Origin of the sequence: Kitasatospora sp. NPDC091276 (assembly GCF_040684355.1) — a bacterium.
In the GTDB taxonomy this organism is placed as follows: Bacteria; Actinomycetota; Actinomycetes; order Streptomycetales; family Streptomycetaceae; genus Kitasatospora.
On sequence record NZ_JBFBFU010000043.1, the window covers coordinates 18774 to 37851 of the forward strand.

General features: G+C 77.2%; 1 protein-coding gene. It reads left to right on the top strand.

The annotated features are described in order from the left end of the window. Positions 1-47: 47 nt before the first annotated feature. Positions 48-19061: a non-ribosomal peptide synthase/polyketide synthase gene (locus AB0O19_RS34830; RefSeq protein ID WP_363625342.1), complete on the top strand. Its 19014-nt coding sequence runs from the start codon at positions 48-50 to the stop codon at positions 19059-19061. The last annotated feature ends 17 nt before the right edge of the window (positions 19062-19078 follow it).

Sequence of the window (19078 nt, forward strand, 5' to 3'; positions counted from 1 at the left end):
CCCCGGCGCCCGCATCGCCTCCTCCCCGTCCGGAAGGACCTTCCGCCATGACCGACCGGCCTGCCCAGCCCGTACGTTCGTCCGCTCCGCCGCAGGCCGGCGACACCCCTGGCGCCCCGGGGACCGATGCCGCCCCGCCGGCGGCGCACCGGACGCTCGACGCGTTGTTCGCCGCCCAGGTGGCCCGCGCGCCGCACGTGCCCGCGGTGACCGACGGCCGGCGCAGCTGGACGTACCGGGAACTGGCCGACCGGGTCGAGCGCCTGGCCCGCGACCTCGCGCGGCGCGGCGCCGGGACGGACCGGACGGTGGCGCTGGTCCTGCCGCGCTCGATGGAACTGGTCGCGGCGGAGCTGGCCGTCGCCCGGACGGGCGCCGCCTTCCTGCCCGTGGATCCGGCCTACCCCGCCGGGAGACGGGCGCTGATGCTCGCCGACGCCGCCCCCGCCGTCGTCCTGGACGATCCGGCCCGGGTCCGCGCGCTGCTGGAGGCCGACCCGGCCAGCGCCGCGGACCGGGCCGACACCGCGGACGCGCCCGGCAGCACGGACACGCCCGGTACCGCCGCCGCGCCCGACGCCGGCCTGGCGGGCCCGACCGGTACCGCGCTGCCCGGCCCGGCCGGCACCGACCACGCGGCGTACGTGATCTACACCTCGGGCTCCACCGGGACGCCCAAGGGCGTGGTCGTCACCCACCGGGGGATCGGCGGCTTCGCCGAGGCGGCCCGCGCGCACTACGCCGTGCGCCCCGGAGACCGGGTGCTGCAGTTCTCCTCGCCCAGCTTCGACGCCTCCGTCCTCGAACTGTTCATCTCCGTCCTGGCCGGGGCCACGCTGGTGATCCCCCCGCACGGCCCCTGGCTGGGCGAGGAACTCGCCGCCGTGCTCGACGAGCACCGCATCACCCACGCCCTCATCCCGCCGGCCGCCCTGGCCACCGTGCCCGGCGGCGCCGGCCGCCACCTGCGCACGCTGATCGTCGGAGCCGAGGCCTGCCCCGCCGAACTGGTCGACCGCTGGGCGCCCGGCCGGCGCATGGTCAACTCCTACGGCCCGACCGAGGCGACCATCGTCGCCACCTGGACCGGCCCGCTGACCGCCGGCAGCGGCGCACCCCCCATCGGCGGCGCGCTGCCGCACACCCGGGCGTACGTGCTCGACGCGGCCATGCGGCCCCAACCGCCAGGTGCCGACGGCGAGTTGTACGTCGGCGGGGAGGGCGTGGCCCGCGGCTACCTGGGCCGCCCCGGTTTGACCGCCGGGCGCTTCGTCGCCGACCCCTTCGGCCCGCCCGGCGCCCGGCTCTACCGCACCGGAGACCGCGCCCGGTGGACCGCCGACGGGGAGCTGGAGTTCCTCGGCCGGCTCGACCGGCAGGTGAAGATCCGCGGCTTCCGGATCGAGCCGGGGGAGATCGAGGCCGCCCTGCGGGCGCACCCCGCCGTCGACCAGGCCGTCGTCGTGGTCCGGGAGGACGAACCGGGCCGCGAACGCCTGGTCGGCTACGCCACGCCCGCCGACCCGGAGCACGCCCCGGACCCGGCGGAGCTGCGCGCGGCGCTGGCCGCCGCCCTGCCGGCCCACCTGGTGCCGTCCGCCGTGGTCGTCCTGGCCGCGCTGCCGCTCACCCCGCAGCACAAGATCGACCAGCAGGCGCTGCCCGCCCCCGCCCGCTCCGGCGCGGCCGGGCCCGTCGCCCCGCGCACCGAGCGCGAACGCGCCCTGGCCACCATCTGGGCCGAGGTCCTCGGCGTCGACGCGGTGGGCGCGACGGACGACTTCTTCGACCTGGGCGGCGACTCGATCCTCGCCGCCCGGACCCTGGCCCGGGTCACCGAGCGGCTGGGCGTCCGGCTCACGCTCCGGGACGTCTTCACCGCACGGACCGTCGCCGCCCTGGCCCCGCTGGTGGACGAGCGGCACACCGCCGCGCCGCCGGAGCCGATCCCGCCCGCCCCGCGCGAGGAGCCGCTGCCGCTGTCCAGCGCCCAGCGCCGCCTGTGGTTCCTCGACGACCTCACCGTCGGGGGGACGGAGTACAACACCGGCGTGGCCCTGCGGCTGCGCGGAACGACGGACCCGGAGGCCCTGCGCCGGGCTCTGGGCCGACTCGCCGCCCGCCACGACTCGCTGCGCACCACCTTCGCCACCGTCGACGGGCAGCTCGTGCAGCGCGTCGCGACGGAGGGCACCCTGCCGCTGCGCACCGAGGACGTCGGCGACCGGCCGGCCGGGGAGCGCGCCGAGGCGGCCGAACGGCTGCTGACCGAGGAGCTGAACCGGCCCTACGACCTGACGGACGGCCCGCTCGCCCGGGCACTACTGGTCCGCCTCGCCGCCGACGAGCACCTGCTGCTGCTGGCGCAGCACCACATCATCACCGACGGCTGGTCGGTGGGCGTCCTCACCCGCGAACTGGCCGCGCTCTACCGGGCGGAGGTCTCCGGCGAGCCGGACGCGCTCGCCGCCCCCGCCCTCCAGTACCCCGACTTCGCGCGCTGGGAGCAGCACCGGCGGACCCAAGCCGGGGCAGCGGACGCGCCGGACCTCGCCTACTGGAAGCGGAACCTGGCGGAGCTGCAACCCCTGCAACTGCCCACCGACCGGCCCCGGCCCGCCCAGCGCACGACGAACGGCGCGGCGCACCGCCACCGCCTCCCGGCCGAACTGGTGGCCCGGCTGCGGCACCTCGCCGCGGGCCGCGGTACGACGCTGTTCACCCTGTTCGCGGGGGCGTCCGCGCTGCTGTTCTCGCGCTACTCCGGCCAGCGGGACGTGGCGTTCGGCACCGTCACCACCGGGCGCGACCGGCGGGAGCTGGAGGAGGTGACCGGCTTCTTCGTCAACACCGTGGTGCTGCGCGGCGACGTGGACGAGCGGGCCACCGTCGACCGGTTCGTGGAGAGCGTGCGCACCACCCTGCTGGACGCCTTCGCCCACGCCGCGGTGCCCTTCGACCGGGTGGTCGAGGAACTGGCCCCGCCCCGGGACCCGAGCCGCACCCCGCTGGTCCAGGTCATGGTCGTCCAGCAGAGCCCCACCACCCCGCCGCCCGCCGGAGGCCTGCGCTTCGAGGACCACCCGCTGCCCCGCCCGGCCGCCCGGTTCGACCTGGTGCTGGAGTTCACCCCGGAGGACACCGACGGCTGCGCGCTGACGGTGGAGTACAACACGGACCTGTTCGACGCCCGGACGGTGGCCCGGATGGCCCGCCACCTGCACCGCCTGCTGGCGGGCATGGCGGACGGCCCGCAGCGCATCCTCGCCGAACTGCCCATGCTCTCCGAGGAGGAGCAGCGCACGCTGCTCGACTCCTGGAACCCGCCCGCGCACGCCGCCGGCGACCTCCCGGACACCGTGCCGCCCGTGCTGCCCGGGCTGTTCGAGGCGCAGGCGGCCCGTACGCCCGGGCGGACCGCCGTCGGCTGCGGCCCGGTGCGGCGGGACTACGCGGAGGTCAACCGGCGGGCCAACCGCCTCGCCCGGCTGCTGGTCGCCCGGGGCGCGGGCCCCGAGCGGCTGGTCGCGCTGTGCCTGCCGCGCTCCGCCGACCTGCCGTCGGTGCTGTGGGCGGTGCTCAAGTCGGGTGCGGCGTACCTGCCGGTGGACCCGGGCTACCCGGCCGAGCGGATCCGCTTCATGCTGGCGGACGCCGGGCCCGCGCTGGTCCTCGCCACCCGGGAGACGGCGGCCGCGCTGCCCGAGGGCTGGCCCGTCCTGCTGCTGGAGGACGGCGCCGGCCTGGCCGCCGACGCCGGCGGCCAGGCGGACACCGGCCTGGCCGCCGCCGGCCCGGCGGACACCGACGACACCGGGGACGCCGACCTCACGGACGCCGACCGCCTCCGGCCGCTGCTGCCGGAGCACCCCGCCTACGTCATCTACACCTCGGGGTCGACCGGCCGGCCCAAGGGCGTCGTGATCACCCACCGCAGCGTCGTCGCCCTCGCCCGCTGGGCGGCCGAGCGGTTCGGGCCCGGCGGGCTGGACCACGTGGTCGCCGCCACCTCGCTCAACTTCGACGTGTCGGTCTTCGAACTGCTCTGCCCGCTGCTGGCGGGCGGGAGCGTCGAGGTGGTCGCCGACCTCGCCGCCCTCGCCGAGGAGCCGGCCCCGCGCCGCGTCGGCCTGGTCAGCGGCGTGCCCTCGGTGATCTCCCGGCTGCTCGCCGGGGGCGCCGCCCCGGTCGACGCGGCCACCGTCGTGCTGGCCGGCGAGGCCCTCTCCGCCCAGGCGGTGGGCGACCTGCGGCGCGCCCTGCCCGGCAGCGCGATCGCCAACATCTACGGCCCCACCGAGGCCACCGTCTACGCCACCGCCTGGTTCGCCGGTGACCGGCTGCCGGAGCAGGCGCCGCCGATCGGCAGGCCGCTCGCACTGACCCGGACGTACGTCCTGGACCCCGGGCTGCGCCCGCAACCGCCGGGCGTGGTCGGCGAGTTGTACCTCGGGGGCGGCGGCCTGGCGCGCGGCTACCTGGGCCGCCCCGGGTTGACCGCCGCCCGGTTCGTCGCCGACCCGTACGGCGCGCCGGGGGAGCGGATGTACCGCACCGGAGACCGGGTGCGGTGGAACGCCGACGGTGACCTGGAGTACCTCGGCCGGATCGACCAGCAGGTCAAGGTGCGCGGCTTCCGGATCGAACTGGGAGAGGTGGAGGAGGCGCTGCGGCGCTGCGAGGGCGTGGCGGAGGCGGCCGCCACCGTCGCCGACGGCGGGGGCAACCGGCGCCTGGTCGGCTACGTGGTCCCCGTCCCGGGCGGGCGGGTGGAGCCCGAGGCCGTGCGCCGGGCGCTCGGCCTGGCCCTGCCCGACTACCTGGTGCCCTCGGTCGTCGTGCCGCTGCCCGCGCTGCCGCTCAACCCCAACGGCAAGCTCGACCGGAGCCGGCTGCCCGACCCGGGGCCGGCCGTGCCCGCCGTACGCCACGTCGCCCCCCGGACCCCCGCCGAACAGGCGCTCGCCACCATCTGGGCGGAGGTGCTGCGGCTGGAACGGGTCGGCGCGGACGACAACTTCTTCGACCTCGGCGGCGACTCCATCCTCGGCATCCAGGTGGTGGCCCGCTCCCGGCAGGTGGGGTTGGCGGTGACCTCCGGGGACCTCTACCGGCACCAGACGGTCGCCGCGCTGGCCCGGTGCGCGGACGACGCCGAACGGCCGGCCGTGACCGCCCGGGTGGCCGCCACCGGGGCGGGCGTCCTGACCCCGATCCAGCGCTGGTGGCTCGACCGGGCCGCCGGGCGCGCCGGGCACTTCAACCAGGCGCTCTCCCTCCTGCTGGGCGCCGACGTGGACCGGGCGGCGCTGGAGGACGCCCTGAACGACGTGGTCGCCCACCACGACGCGCTGCGCTCGGCCTTCACGGCCGACGACGGAGAGTCCGACGCCGGAGAGCCCGACCCCGCAGAGCCCCGCACCGGAGAGTCCGACCCCGCAGAGCCCCGAGACGGGGAGATCGGTACCGGCCCCGGCGTGCGCTGGCGGATCGACGACCGGGCGCCCCGGATCCGCCTGGGCCGGCACACCGGCCCGGACGGCGACACCCCGCACTTCGGCCCCTTCGACCTGGGCGGCGAAGGCCCGCTGCTGCGCGCCGTGCTGCACGAGCGCGGTGCGGGGCAGCCGCCGGTCCTGCACCTGGCCGTCCACCACCTGGTCGTCGACGGGGTCTCCTGGCGCGTGCTGGCGGAGGACCTCGACACGGCCTACCGCGCCCGCCGCGACGGCCGGGACGGGGCGGCGGCCCTGCCGGCGAAGTCCTCCCCGCTGCGGCAGTGGGGCCAGCGGCTCGGCGCCCACGCCGCGGCCGGCGGCTTCGAGGACGAGACGGAGTACTGGGCGCGGGCCGTCCCCGCGCAGGACGGTGACGCCCCGGCGGACCCGTTCCCGGCCGACCTCGCGGGGGCCGACACCCACGCCTCGGCCCGCTCCGTCACCGTGCGCCTCGACCCCGCCGACACCGCCGCCCTCCTGCGCACCCTGCCCGACACCTATCGCACCCAGGCCAACGACGTGCTGCTGAGCGCCCTCGGCCGGGCCCTGTGCGGGGCGAGCGGCCTGGAGCGGGTCGTGGTGGACGTCGAGGGGCACGGGCGCGAGGAGCTGTTCGCCGACCTCGACCTGAGCCGCACGGTGGGCTGGTTCACCACCCGGCACCCCGTGGCGCTGGCCGTGCCCGCCGGGGCCGACTGGGACGGAGTCCTCAAGCGGGTCAAGGAGCAACTGCGCGCCGTCCCCCGACGGGGCCTCGGATTCGACGCCCTGCGCCACCTGGGGCGCCCCGGCACGGCCCCCGACGTCCCGGCCGCGCGGATCAGCTTCAACTACCTCGGCCGGATGTCCTTCCCGCAGGACGCGGCCGGGCTCTACCGCGGCACCTTCCGGCCCCTGGAACTGGACGCCGACCCGCGCGTCGAGCGCCCGCACGCCCTGGAGGTGGTCGGCCGGCTCGACGGCGACGCGCTGGAGTTCAGCTGGTTCTACTCCGGCGCCGTGCACCGGCGCGACACCGTCGAGGCCCTGGCCCGGCGCTTCGCCGCCGAGCTGGCCGACCTCGCGCGGTACGCGGCCCGCCCGGGCGCCGCCGGGCGCACCCCGTCCGACTTCCCGCTGGCCCGGCTCGACCAGGCGGTCGTGGACCTGATCACCGGCGACGACCCGGGCGCGGTGGAGGACGTCCTCCCGCTGACGCCGACCCAGTCCGGGATGCTCTTCCACGGCCTGGCCGAGGAGGACAGCGGCGCCTACTTCCAGCAGCTGGACTTCGTCCTGGACGGCGTGCCCGACCCGGGGCGGCTCGCCGCCGCCTGGCAGTGGGTCACCGACCGCACCCCGGTGCTGCGCGCCCACGTCCGCTGGCAGGAGGTGCCCGAGCCGCTGCTGGTGGTGCGGCGGCGGGCGGCCGTGCCGGTCACCCACCTGGACTGGCGCGAGCTGCCCGAGTCCGAGCGCCGGGGCCGGCTGGCCGAGCTCCTGGACCGCGACCGGGCCCGCGGCCTGGACCTGGCCCGGGCCCCGCTCCAGCGCCTGCTGCTCATCCGCCTCTCCGACACCCGGGTGCGCGTGCTGTGGTCCTTCCACCACCTCGTCCTGGACGGCTGGAGCCTCTTCCAGGTGCTGTCGGACGTGTTCGCCGTGCACGCCGCGCTGGCCCGCTCCGGGCCGGAGACGGGAGAAGTCCCGTCCGGTACCGTGCCGTCCGGCACCGACCCCTTCGGCACCGAGCCCTTCGGCACCGAGCCCTTCGGCACCGTCCCGTACGGCACGGTGCCGGAGCGCCGGCCCTACCGCGACTTCGTGGCCTGGCTGCGCGAGCGCGACCCGGCGGAGGCCGAGCGGCACTGGCGCGGGCGCCTGGCCGGGCTGGCCGAGCCGACGCCGCTGCCGTACGACCGCGAGCCGCGCCAGAGCCACCGCGCGGAATCCACCCGGGCCGTGCCGTTCACCCTCCCCGCCGCCGCGACCCGGGCGCTGGAAGGCCTCGCGCGCAGCTCCGGCCTGACCCTGAACACCCTGGTCCAGGGCGCCTGGGCGATCCTGCTGGGCCGTCAGGCGAACCGGGACGAGGTGGTGTTCGGCACCACCTCGTCCGGGCGGCCGCCCGAGCTGCCCGGCGTCGAGTCGATGACCGGCCTGTTCATCACCACCCTGCCCACCCGGACGGCCGTGCCCGCTGACGGCACCCTGCTCGACTGGCTCCGCACGCTGCAACGGGAGCAGGGCGAGGACCGGCGCCACGGCTTCGTCCCGCTCACCCGCCTGCGGGCCGCCACCGTCCTCCCCGAGCAGACCGCCCTGTTCGACAGCATCGTCGTCTTCGAGAACTACCCGGTCGAGGACGACGCGGCCGCCGCGCACGGCCTGCGCCTGCGCGACCTGGACGGGATCGAGACCACCAACTACCCGCTCGCCCTGCTGGCCTACCCGGGGCCGGAGCTGGCCCTGCGGCTGTGCTACGACCCACGGCTGTTCGACGAGGCCACCGTCCGGCGGATGGCCGGGCAGCTCGCGGCCGTCCTGACGGGACTGCCCCGGGGCGCCGGGAGCCCGCCCGCGCGCGTGCCGCTGCTGACCGCCGGGGAGCGCCGGCGGATCCTCGTCGACTGGAACGCCACCGCCGTCGAACGGACCGAGCGCGACATCGCGGACCTGTTCGCCGAGCAGGTGCGCCGCAGCCCGGACGCCGCCGCCCTGGAGGCGGGCCACGAGCGCCTCAGCTACCGCGACCTCGACGCCCGCGCCGCCGCCCTGGCCGGCCGACTGGCCGCGCTCGGCGTCGGCGTCGAACACCCGGTCGGCGTGCTCATGGACCGCTCCGTCGACCTGGTCGTCGCCCAGCTGGCGCTGGTCCGGACCGGCGGGGTCTACGTGCCGCTGGACGGCAGGGCGCCGCGCGAGCGGCTGCACCTGATGCTGGCCGAGGCCGGCGCGGACCTGCTGCTCACCGACGCGCACCGGGCGAGCGCCGCCGAAGAACTGCTCCCCGCCGAGCGGGTGCTGCGCGTCGACCGGCCGGACCGGCCGCACATCGCCGACCGGCCGCACGCCGCCGACCGGCCGCACGCCGCCGACCGGCCGGGCCCGGCCGCCCCGGCCGCGGCCCCGGTGCCCCACCCCGACAACGTCCAGTACCTGATGTTCACCTCGGGTTCCACCGGCACCCCCAAGGGCGTCGCGGTGCGCCGGCGCGACGTCGCCGCGCTCGCCCTGGACCGCGCCTTCACCGGCCACGACCGGGTGCTCGTGCACTCCCCGCACGCCTTCGACGCCGCCACCTACGAGCTGTGGGTGCCGCTGCTGCGCGGCGGCACCGCCGTACTGGCCCCGCCGGACGACCTGGACGCCGCCGCCGTCCGCCGCGCCGTCACCGAGCAGGGCGTGCAATGCCTGTGGCTGACCGCCGGCCTGTTCCGGCTCCTCGCCCAGGAGGACCCGGGCTGCCTGCGCGGCGCCCGGGAGGTGTGGACCGGCGGCGAGGCGGTGCCCGGCGCGGTCGTGCGCCGCGTCCTGGAGGCCTGCCCCGACCTCACCGTGGTCGACGGCTACGGCCCGACCGAGACCACCACCTTCGCCACCCGCCGGGCCTTCCGCTCGGGGGACCGGCTGCCCGCCGTGCTGCCGATCGGACGCCCGCTGGACGACACCCGGGTGTACGTGCTGGACGGCGCCCTCCAGCCGCAACCGCCCGGCATCACCGGCGAGTTGTACATCGCCGGCGCCGGAGTCGCGCGCGGCTACGCGGGCCGGCCCGGCGAGACCGCCGCCCGCTACCTCGCCGACCCCTTCGGGCCGCCCGGCGGCCGGATGTACCGCACCGGCGACACCGCCCGGTGGAGCGAGGACGGCGAACTGCACTTCGTGGGCCGCGCGGACGACCAGATCAAGATCCGCGGCTTCCGCATCGAACCCGCCGAGATCGAGGCACGGCTCACCGCCCACCCGGCCGTCGCGGAGGCCGTCGTCTCGCTCCACGAGGACGCGGGGCGCAAGCGGCTGGCCGCCCACCTGGTGCCGACCGGCGGCGCCGAGCCGCCCTCCGCCACGGCGCTGCGCGCCCACCTGGCCGCCGACCTGCCCGACTACATGCTGCCCGCGGCCTTCGTCACGGTCTCCGAACTGCCGCTGACCGCCAACGGCAAGGTGGACCGCCGACGGCTGACCGCCCCCGACTGGTCGGCGACGGGCGACCGCGCCCACCGCGCCCCGACCACCGACACCGAACGCGTCCTCACCGCGATCTGGGCGGAACTGCTCGGCGTGGAGCGGGTCGGGGTCGACGACGACTTCTTCCTGCTCGGCGGCGACTCGATCCTGAGCATCCAGGTCGTCTCCCGCGCCCGCGCCGCCGGTCTCGCGCTGTCCCCCCGCGACCTGTTCCGGCACCCCACCGTCGCCGCGCTGGCCGCCGCCGCCGGTACCGCCGTCACCGTCGCCGGGACCGAACCGGTCAGCGGAGAGGTGGGCCTGACGCCCATCCAGCACTGGTTCCTCGACCCGCACCCGCCGTACGCCGCGTCCTTCGACCAGTCCGTCGTGGTGGAGGCTCCCGGCGAGGTCGACCCGCAGGCCCTGCGCCGCGCCCTGACCGCCCTGTGGGCCCACCACGACGCCCTGCGCTCCCGCTTCACCACCGGGGAGGACGGCGCCTGGCAGCAGCACTGCGCCCCCGCGGACGCCGCCGCCCCCGAACTGCTGGAGGTCGTCGACCTCGGCGCCCTGGACCGGGCGGCGGCCGAGGCCGCCGAGGCCCGGGCCACCGGGGCCGCGCACGCCGCGTTCCGGCTGGACACCCTCCCGCTGCTCACCGCCCGTCTGTTCACCACCGACGGCACCCGGCCCGCCCGGCTGCTGCTGGCCGTCCACCACCTGGTCGTCGACGGCGTCTCCTGGCGGATCCTGCTGGAGGACCTGGAGACCGCCTACCGGCAGGCCGTGGAGGGCCGGCCGCTGCGCCTGCCCGCCCGCACCACCTCCGTTCGGGAGTGGACCCGCCGCCTGCGCGAGCACACCGCGGCCGGCGGCTTCGCGTCCCGGCGCGCCCACTGGGCGGCGGCCGCCCGGCACTGCGCGGACGCGCTGCCGGTGGACGGCGACGGCGGCAACACCGCCGCCGACCTGCGCGCCGTCACCGTCCGGCTGGACCGCGAGCGCACCGGGGACCTGCTGCGCAAGGTCCCCGGGGTCTACCGCACCCGGATCGACGACGTCCTGCTCACCGCCCTGGGCCGGGTGCTCGCCGAGTGGACCGGACGGCGCACCGTCGCGATCGGCCTGGAGGGGCACGGTCGCGAGGACCAGCTGTTCGAGGACATCGACCTGTCCCGCACGGTCGGCTGGTTCACCTCGCTCTTCCCCGTCGCCCTCGACGTCCCGGACGGGGACTGGGGCACCGCGCTGAAGGCCGTCAAGGAGCAGCTGCGGGCGGTGCCGGAGCGCGGCCTCGGCTACGGCGCGCTGCGCCACCTCGCCCGGGACGAGCAGCTCGCCGACGCCCCGGCCCCCGGGATCAGCTTCAACTACCTGGGCCGCTTCGACTGGTCCGCCGACGGCGCCGCCCTGGTCCGCGCCGTCCCCGGCGGCCTCGGCGGCGCGGAGGCGCCCGGCACCGAGCGCCCGCACCTGCTGGACGTCGTCGCCCGGGTCGAGGACGACCGGCTGGAGATCGGCTGGTACTACAGCGCGGGTCGGCACCACGAACGGACCGTCACCGCGCTCGCGGACGCCATGCTGCGCGCCCTGGAGGACCTCGTCGCCCACTGCGCCGAGCCCGGCGCCGGCGGCCGCACCCCCGCCGACTTCCCGCTGGCCCGGCTGGACCAGGCGGCGGTGGACCGGATCGCCGGGGACGGCCGCCGCGTCGCGGACGTGTACCCGCTGACGGCGATGCAGGCGGGCATGCTCTTCCACAGCCTGCTGGACCCGGACGCCCACACCTACGTCAACCAGGTCCAGCTCGTCCTCTCCGGGGTCACCGACCCGCACGCCCTGGCCGCCGCCTGGCAGCAGACCGTGGACGCCAACGCGGTGCTGCGCACCCGGCTCGCCTGGCAGGACACCGCCGAACCGCTCCAGGTCGTCCAGCACCGGGCCGCCGTCCCGGTGACCCACCACGACTGGACCGGCCGGCCGACCGACCGGATCGAGCGGGACACCGCCCGGCTGCTCGCCGAGGACCGGGCGGCCGGCCTCGACCTGGCCGCCGCACCGCTGATGCGGCTGACCCTGGTCCGGCTGTCGCCGACCCGGGTGCGGGTGGTGTGGACCTTCCACCACGTCCTGCTCGACGGGTGGAGCGCGGCCCAGGTCTTCGACGAGGTGTGCGAGCGGTACGCCGCCCTGGCCGCCGGGCGGCGGCCGAACCCGGCCGCGCGCGCCCCCTTCGCCGACTACCTGCGCTGGCTGTCCGGGCAGGACCCGGCGCGGGTCGAGCGGTACTGGCGCGACACGCTGGCCGGGTTCCCCGCCCCCACCGAACTGCCCCGCGACCGGCGCCCGGCCGAGGCGCACCGCGCCTCCTCCTCGGCATCGGTGCGGGTGACCCTCGACAACGACCTGTCGGAGCGGCTGCGGACCACCGCCCGGCAGGCCGGGCTGACCGTCAACACCGTGCTCCAGGGCGCCTGGGCGCTGCTGCTCTCCCGCTACGGCGGTGGGGACGACGTGGTCTTCGGCACGATCGTCTCCGGCCGGCCCGCCGAACTCCCGGGCGTCACCTCGATGGTCGGGCTGTTCATCAACGCGCTGCCCACCCGGGTGCGGATCGACGCCGGCCGCTCGCTGCTGGAGTGGCTGCGGGAGCTCCAGGACGCCCAGTCGGAGGCCCGCCGCTACGACGCCGCCTCCCTGGCGCAGCTCCAGAACTGGAGCGAACTGCCGGGCGGCACGGCCCTGTTCGACAGCATCGTGGTCTTCGAGAACTACCCGTTCGACGCGCAGGCGCTGACCCGGCACGGCCTGGGCGTCGAGACCGAGCACGTCCTGGAGCCGACCAACTACCCGCTCGGCGTGGTGGTCGCCCCCGGCGACGCCATCGCGGTCAGCCTCGACCACGACCCGGCCGTCTTCGACACCGCCACCGTCGAGGCGCTCGGGGCGGGCCTGTGCACCCTGCTGACGGCGATGGCGGACGGCCTCGACCGGCCGGCGGCGCACCTGCCGCTGCTCGACCCGCCGCGGGGGCGCGAACTCGTCGACCGCTTCGGCGGGGCGGCGGTCGAGGCACCGCAGGACACCGTGCCCGAGGCCTTCGCCCGGCAGGCCGCCCGCACCCCCGACGCCCCGGCCGTCCGCTGCGGCGACGTGCAGCTGACCTACCGGGAGCTCGACGAACGGGCCAACCGGCTGGCCCGGCTGCTGATCGCGGCCGGCGCCGGGCCCGAGCGGTTCGTCGCGCTCGCGCTGCCCCGCACCGCCGACCTGGCCGTGGCGCTGCTGGCGGTGCTCAAGAGCGGCGCCGCCTACCTGCCGGTCGACCCCGGGTACCCGGCCGAGCGGATCGCGTTCCTCTTCGCGGACGTCCGGCCCGACGCCGTGGTCACCGACACGGAGACCGGAGGGCGGCTGCCGGCCGGCCCGTTCACCCGGATCGTGCTCGACGACCCGGGGTGCGCCGAACGGCTCGCCGCCGCCCGCCCCGGCGCCGTGCGCGACGACGAACGGCTCGGCGCCCTGCTGCCGCAGCACCCCGCGTACGTCATCCACACCTCCGGCTCGACCGGCCGCCCCAAGGGCGTCGTGGTCGCCCACGCCTCGGTCCTGGCCCTGACCGACTGGGCCGCCGCCGAGTTCGCCGACCACGGCCTGGCCCACGTGGTGGCCGCCACCTCGTTCAACTTCGACGTGTCGGTGTTCGAGATCTTCTCGCCCCTGCTCGCCGGCGGCTGCGTGGAACTCGTCCGGGACCTGCTGGCCCTGGCCGAGCGCCCCGGGCCGTGGCGGGCCGGCCTGCTCAGCGCGGTGCCCTCCGCCCTGGGCGGCCTCCTCGCGGAGGACGCCGTGCACCTCGGCGCGGACACCGTCGTCCTGGCCGGCGAGGCCCTGCCCGCCCGCACCGTGCGCCGGCTGCGCGAGGCCGTCCCCGGCTGCCGGGTGCTGAACATCTACGGCCCCACCGAGGCCACCGTCTACGCCACCGCCTTCGCCTGCGACCCCGCCGACCCCGACCGCGACCCGCCGATCGGCCGCCCGGTCGGCGGCGCCCGGGCCTACGTCCTGGACGACCGGCTGCGCCCGGTGCCCGTCGGCGCGCCGGGGGAGCTGTACCTGGCCGGCACCGGCGTCGCCCGCGGCTACCTGCGCCGCCCGGGCCTGACCGCCGCCCGGTTCCTGCCCGACCCCTTCGGCCCGCCCGGGCGCCGGATGTACCGCACCGGGGACCTGGTGCGCTGGACGGCCGACGGCGACCTCCGCTACCTCGGCCGCGCGGACGACCAGGTCAAGGTGCGCGGTTTCCGGATCGAACTCGGCGAGGTCGAGGCCGCGATGGCCCGCCACCCGCAGGTGTCGGCCGCCGCCGCCCGGGTCGTCGACCACGACGGCCACCGGCGCCTGGTGGGCTACGCGGTGGCCCGCGACGGCGCACTGCCCGACCCCGCCGAGTGGCGCGCCTTCCTCGGGCGCACCCTCCCCGACCACCTGGTGCCCGCACTGGTGGTGCCGCTGGACCGGCTGCCGCTCGGCGCCACCGGCAAACTCGACCGCCGCGCGCTGCCCGCCCCGGTGTGGGCCGCCCCGGCCGCAATCGGTGCCCGGCCTCCGCGCACCGAGGCCGAACGCACCCTCGCCGCGATCTGGCGCGAGGTGCTCGGCGTGCCCGACGTGGGCGCGGACGACAACTACTTCGCGCTCGGCGGCGACTCGATCCTGGGCATCCAGATCGTCTCGGCGGCCCGCCGGGCCGGCCTCGCGCTCACCCCCCGGCACCTGTTCGCCCACCAGACCCTGGCCGAACTCGCCCTCGCCGCCGAGGAGTCGCCGAGCCCGGCGGTCGCCGCCGAGCAGGGCGCCGTGGTCGGCGACGCCCCGCTCACCCCCGTCCAGCACTGGCTGCTGGACACCCTCGGCGGGGACACCGCCCAGTTCACCCAGTCGGTCTCCTTCGCCCTCGCCCCCGGAACCGAGGAGCCCCTGCTGCGGGCCGCGCTCGCCGCCGTCCTGGACCACCACGACGCGCTGCGCCTGCGGTTCGAGCCGCTCGGCGACGGGCGGTGGCGCCAGCACGGCACCGCGCCCGGCGACCTGCCGGAGCTGCGCACCCACGAGCTGCCCGCCGCACCGGCGCAGGAGCGCGAGGCGACGCTGCGCGAGCTGGCCGAGCGCCTGGCCGCGGGCTTCGACCTGGCCGAAGGGCCGCTGCTGCGGGCCGCGCTGTGCCGCTTCGACGGCGAACGGCACCCCGTCCTGCTGCTGGCCGCGCACCACCTGGTGGTCGACGCGGTGTCCTGGCGCGTGCTCCTGGAGGACCTGGACACCGCCCACCGTGCGCTGCGGGCGGGCGAACACCCCGACCTCGGCCCCAAGAGCACCTCCTTCCGGGCCTGGGCCGAACGGCTCGCCGAGCACACCGCGGCCGGCGGCTTCGACGACGAGCACGCCCACTGGTACGGGCCGGAGCACGGCGCCGCGACCGCCCTGCCGACCGACCTGGACGGCGCCAACACGGCCGCCACCGAGGAGTCGCTGGACCTCGCCCTGGACGCCGAGGACACCCGCCGGCTGCTCCAGGACGTCCCGGAGGTCTACCGCACCCGGGTCAACGACGTCCTGCTCTGCGCCCTGGGCCGGGTGCTGGCCCGCTGGACCGGCCGGGACCGGGTGACGGTCGCCCTGGAGGGCCACGGCCGCGAGGAGCTGTTCGACGGGGTCGACCTCTCCCGGACCGTCGGCTGGTTCACCACGCTGTACCCCGTGGCCCTGGACATGCCCCGGGACGCCGACACCGGCACCGCCCTGAAGACCGTCAAGGAGAACCTGCGCGCCGTACCGCGCGGCGGGCTCGGCTACGGTGCCCTGCGCCACCTGCGGCCCGCCGCCACTGTCGAGCCCCGGCTGCCCGACCTGCCGCAGATCGGCTTCAACTACCTGGGCCGGCAGGACTGGACCCCCGCCCCCGGCGGCCTGCTGCACGCCCCGTCCGGCCCGCTCACCGGCGGCATGGACCGGGCGGCGGACCGGCCGCACCTGCTGGACGTGCTCGGCCGGGTGAGCGACGGGAGGCTGGCGTTCACCTGGTCGTACTCCCGCGCGGTGCACCACCGCGCGACCGTCGCCCGGCTCGCCGCCGAACTGCTGGACGAGCTGCGGGAGATCGTCCGCCACTGCGCCGAACCCGGCGCGGGCGGCCGCACCCCCGCCGACTTCCCGCTGGCCCCCCTGGACCAGGCCGCCGTCGACCGACTGGCCGGCACCGGACGGGACGTGACGGAGATCCAGCCGCTCACCCCCACCCAGACCGGCATGGTGCTGCACGGCCTGGACGAGGCCGAACACGGCCTGTACGTCGAGCAGATCACCTTCGTGCTGGACGGCGCCCGCGACCTGCGGCCGCTGGCCGCCGCCTGGCAGCACGTCGTCGACCGCACCCCCGTGCTGCGCACCGCCGTCGTCCTGCGCGACGTGCCCGTACCCCTCCAGGTGGTCCACCGGGACGTGACGCTGCCGGTCACCGAACACGACTGGAGCGCACTGCCGCAAGCCGAGCGCGAAGCCCGCCTGGAGCGGCTGCTCGCCGACCAGCGGGCCCGCCCGCTGGCCCTGGACCGGGCCCCGCTGCTGCGGCTCGACCTGATCCGGCTCGGGCCGGACGCGGCGCGCGTGGTGTGGACCTTCCACCACGTGCTGCTCGACGGGTGGAGCGTCTTCCACGTCCTGTCCGACGTCCTGGCCGCCCACGCCGCGCTCGCCCGCGGCGACCGGCCGGGCCTGCCCGAGCGCCGGCCCTTCGCGGACTACGTCGGCTGGCTCGCCGCCCGCGACACCGCCGCCGCCACGGAGCACTGGCGCGGCGTCCTGGCGGACCTCACCACCACGGCGCTGCCCTACGACCGCAAGCCCGCCCAGGGCGACACGGCCCGCTCCGGGGCCTGGCTCTCGCACCGCCTGGCCGAGGCCGAGACGGAGCGGCTCCAGGAGTTCGCCCGCCGGCACCGCCTCACCCTCAACACCCTGGTGCAGGGCGCCTGGGCGCTGCTGCTGTCGCGGTGGAGCGGGGAGCGGCGGGTGTGCTTCGGCACCACCGTCTCCGGGCGCCCGGCCGACCTGGCCGGATCCGACGCCATCGTCGGCCTGTTCATCACCACCCTGCCCGCCCGCGTCACCGTCGACGGCTCACAGCCCTGTGCCGCCTGGCTGCGCGCGCTCCAGGAGGAGCAGGCCGAGGACCGCCGCTTCGACCACCTGCCGCTGGCCGCGATGCACGGCCTGAGCGGGCTGGCGCCCGGGACGGCGCTGTTCGACAGCCTGGTGGTCTTCGAGAACTACCCGGTCGGCGACGCGACGGCCGGCGCCCACGGCCTGCTGATCCGCGAACTGGACGCCAGGGAGGCCACCAACTACCCGCTCACCGTGGTCGTCTCGCCCGGCGACCGGCTCGCCGTCGAACTCGGCCACGACCCCCGGTACATCGACCGGGCCACCGCCGAGAAACTGGCCGCCCAGCTGCTGCACACCCTCGCCGCGCTGGCCGGCTCGGACGGCACCGCCCGCTTGGACGACCTCGACCTGCTGCCGCCCGGGGAACGCGAGCGGCTGCTGCGCGGCCCGGCCCGCCCGGCGGGCGGCCCGGTGCCCCCGGCGGCCCTGCCCGCCCTGGTCGAGGCCGCCGTGGACCGCCGGCCGCACGCCCCGGCGCTGAGCGCCCCCGGGCTGGAACTGACCTTCGCCGAGGCCGAGGCGCACGCCAACCGCCTCGCGCACCGGCTCATCGCGCGCGGCGCCGGCCCCGGCGAGGTGGTCGCCCTCCTGCTGCCGCGCTCGGCGGACATGGTGCTCGCCCAGCTGGCGGTGGCGAAGACCGGCGCCGCGTTCCTGCCGGTCGACCCCCACTACCCCGACGAGCGCGTCGAGTTCATGCTGCGCGACGCGGCGCCCGCACTCACCCTGGACGCCAAGGAGGTCGCGGCGCTGCTGGCCGCCCCGCCGGACGGCGCCCCCGACCACCGCCCCGCCGACCCCGACCGGATCCGCCCGCTCGACCTGGACGACCCCGCCTACGTCATCTACACCTCCGGCTCCACCGGCACCCCGAAGGGCGTCGTCCTCACCCACCGCGGGCTGGCCGCCTTCGCCGCCGCCGAGGCCGAGCACTACCAAGTGGTGCCGGGTGACCGGGTGCTGGCCTTCGCCACCCCCAGCTTCGACGCCTCCGTGCTCGAACTGTGCATGTCCCTGCCGCACGGCGCCCGGCTGGTGGTGCCCGCGCCCGGACCGCTGCTCGGCGCCCGACTGGCCGAGGTGCTCCGGGCGGAGGCGATCACCCACACCCTGCTGCCGCCGGCCGCCCTCGCCACCCTGCCCGCCGACACCCCCGGCACGCTGCCCGCGCTCAGGACCCTGGTGGTCGGCGCCGAGGCGTGCGGCGCCGACCTGGTGGCCCGCTGGGCCCCGCACCACCGCATGGTCAACTCCTACGGCCCCACCGAGGCCACCGTGGTCGCCGCCTGGTCCGCGCCGCTGGCCCCGGACGGCGCCGCGCCGCCGATCGGCCGCCCGCTGCCCGGCACCGGCGCCTACGTCCTCGACGCCCGGCTCCGGCCGGTGCCCGACGGCGTCACCGGCGAACTGTGGCTGAGCGGACCGGCCCTGGCCCGCGGCTACCTCGGCCGGCCGGGCCTGACCGCCGCCCGCTTCACCGCCGACCCGTACGGGCCGCCCGGCACCCGGATGTACCGCACCGGGGACCTGGTGCGCCGCGACCACCGGGGCGAACTGCACTACCTGGGCCGCACCGACCACCAGCTCAAGCTGCGCGGCCACCGCATCGAGGCGGGCGAGGTCGAGGCCGTCCTGGCGCGCCACCCGGCCGTGCTGGACGCCGTGGTGACGGTGCGGGAGGACGATCCCGGGCTGCCCCGCCTGGTCGCGCACCTGCTCGCGGCCCCCGGCGCCGAACCGCCGACCGGCGCCGAACTGCGCGCCCTGGCCGCCCGCTCCCTGCCCGGCCACCTCGTCCCCTCGGCCTTCGCGGTCCTCGACCGCTTCCCGCTCACCGCGAGCGGCAAGACCGACCGCGCCGCCCTGCCCGCCCCCGCACCCGAGGAGGAGCAGCGGCCCGGCCGGCTGGCGCCCCGCACGCCCACCGAGGAGGCCGTGGCCGAGATCTGGGCCGAGACCCTGCGGACGGCCGTGGGCGTGACGGACGACTTCTTCCAGCTGGGCGGCGACTCCATGCGGGCCCTGCTGATCGCCTCCCGCGCCAACGATGCCTTCGGCGTCACGCTCACCCCCCGCGACGTCCTGGTCTCCCGCACCGTGGCCGCCCTGGCGGAACTGGTGGAGGACCAGGTGCTGAGCGAACTCGAAGACGCCGCGTCCGGCGGCCCCGACGATGACGAACGATGACGAACGGTGAGGATCCG

What these genes read in the sequence shown, in the direction of transcription:
- AB0O19_RS34830 (WP_363625342.1), top strand. Translation starts at nt 48, where the DNA reads ATGACCGACCGGCCTGCCCAGCCCGTACGTTCGTCCGCTCCGCCGCAG.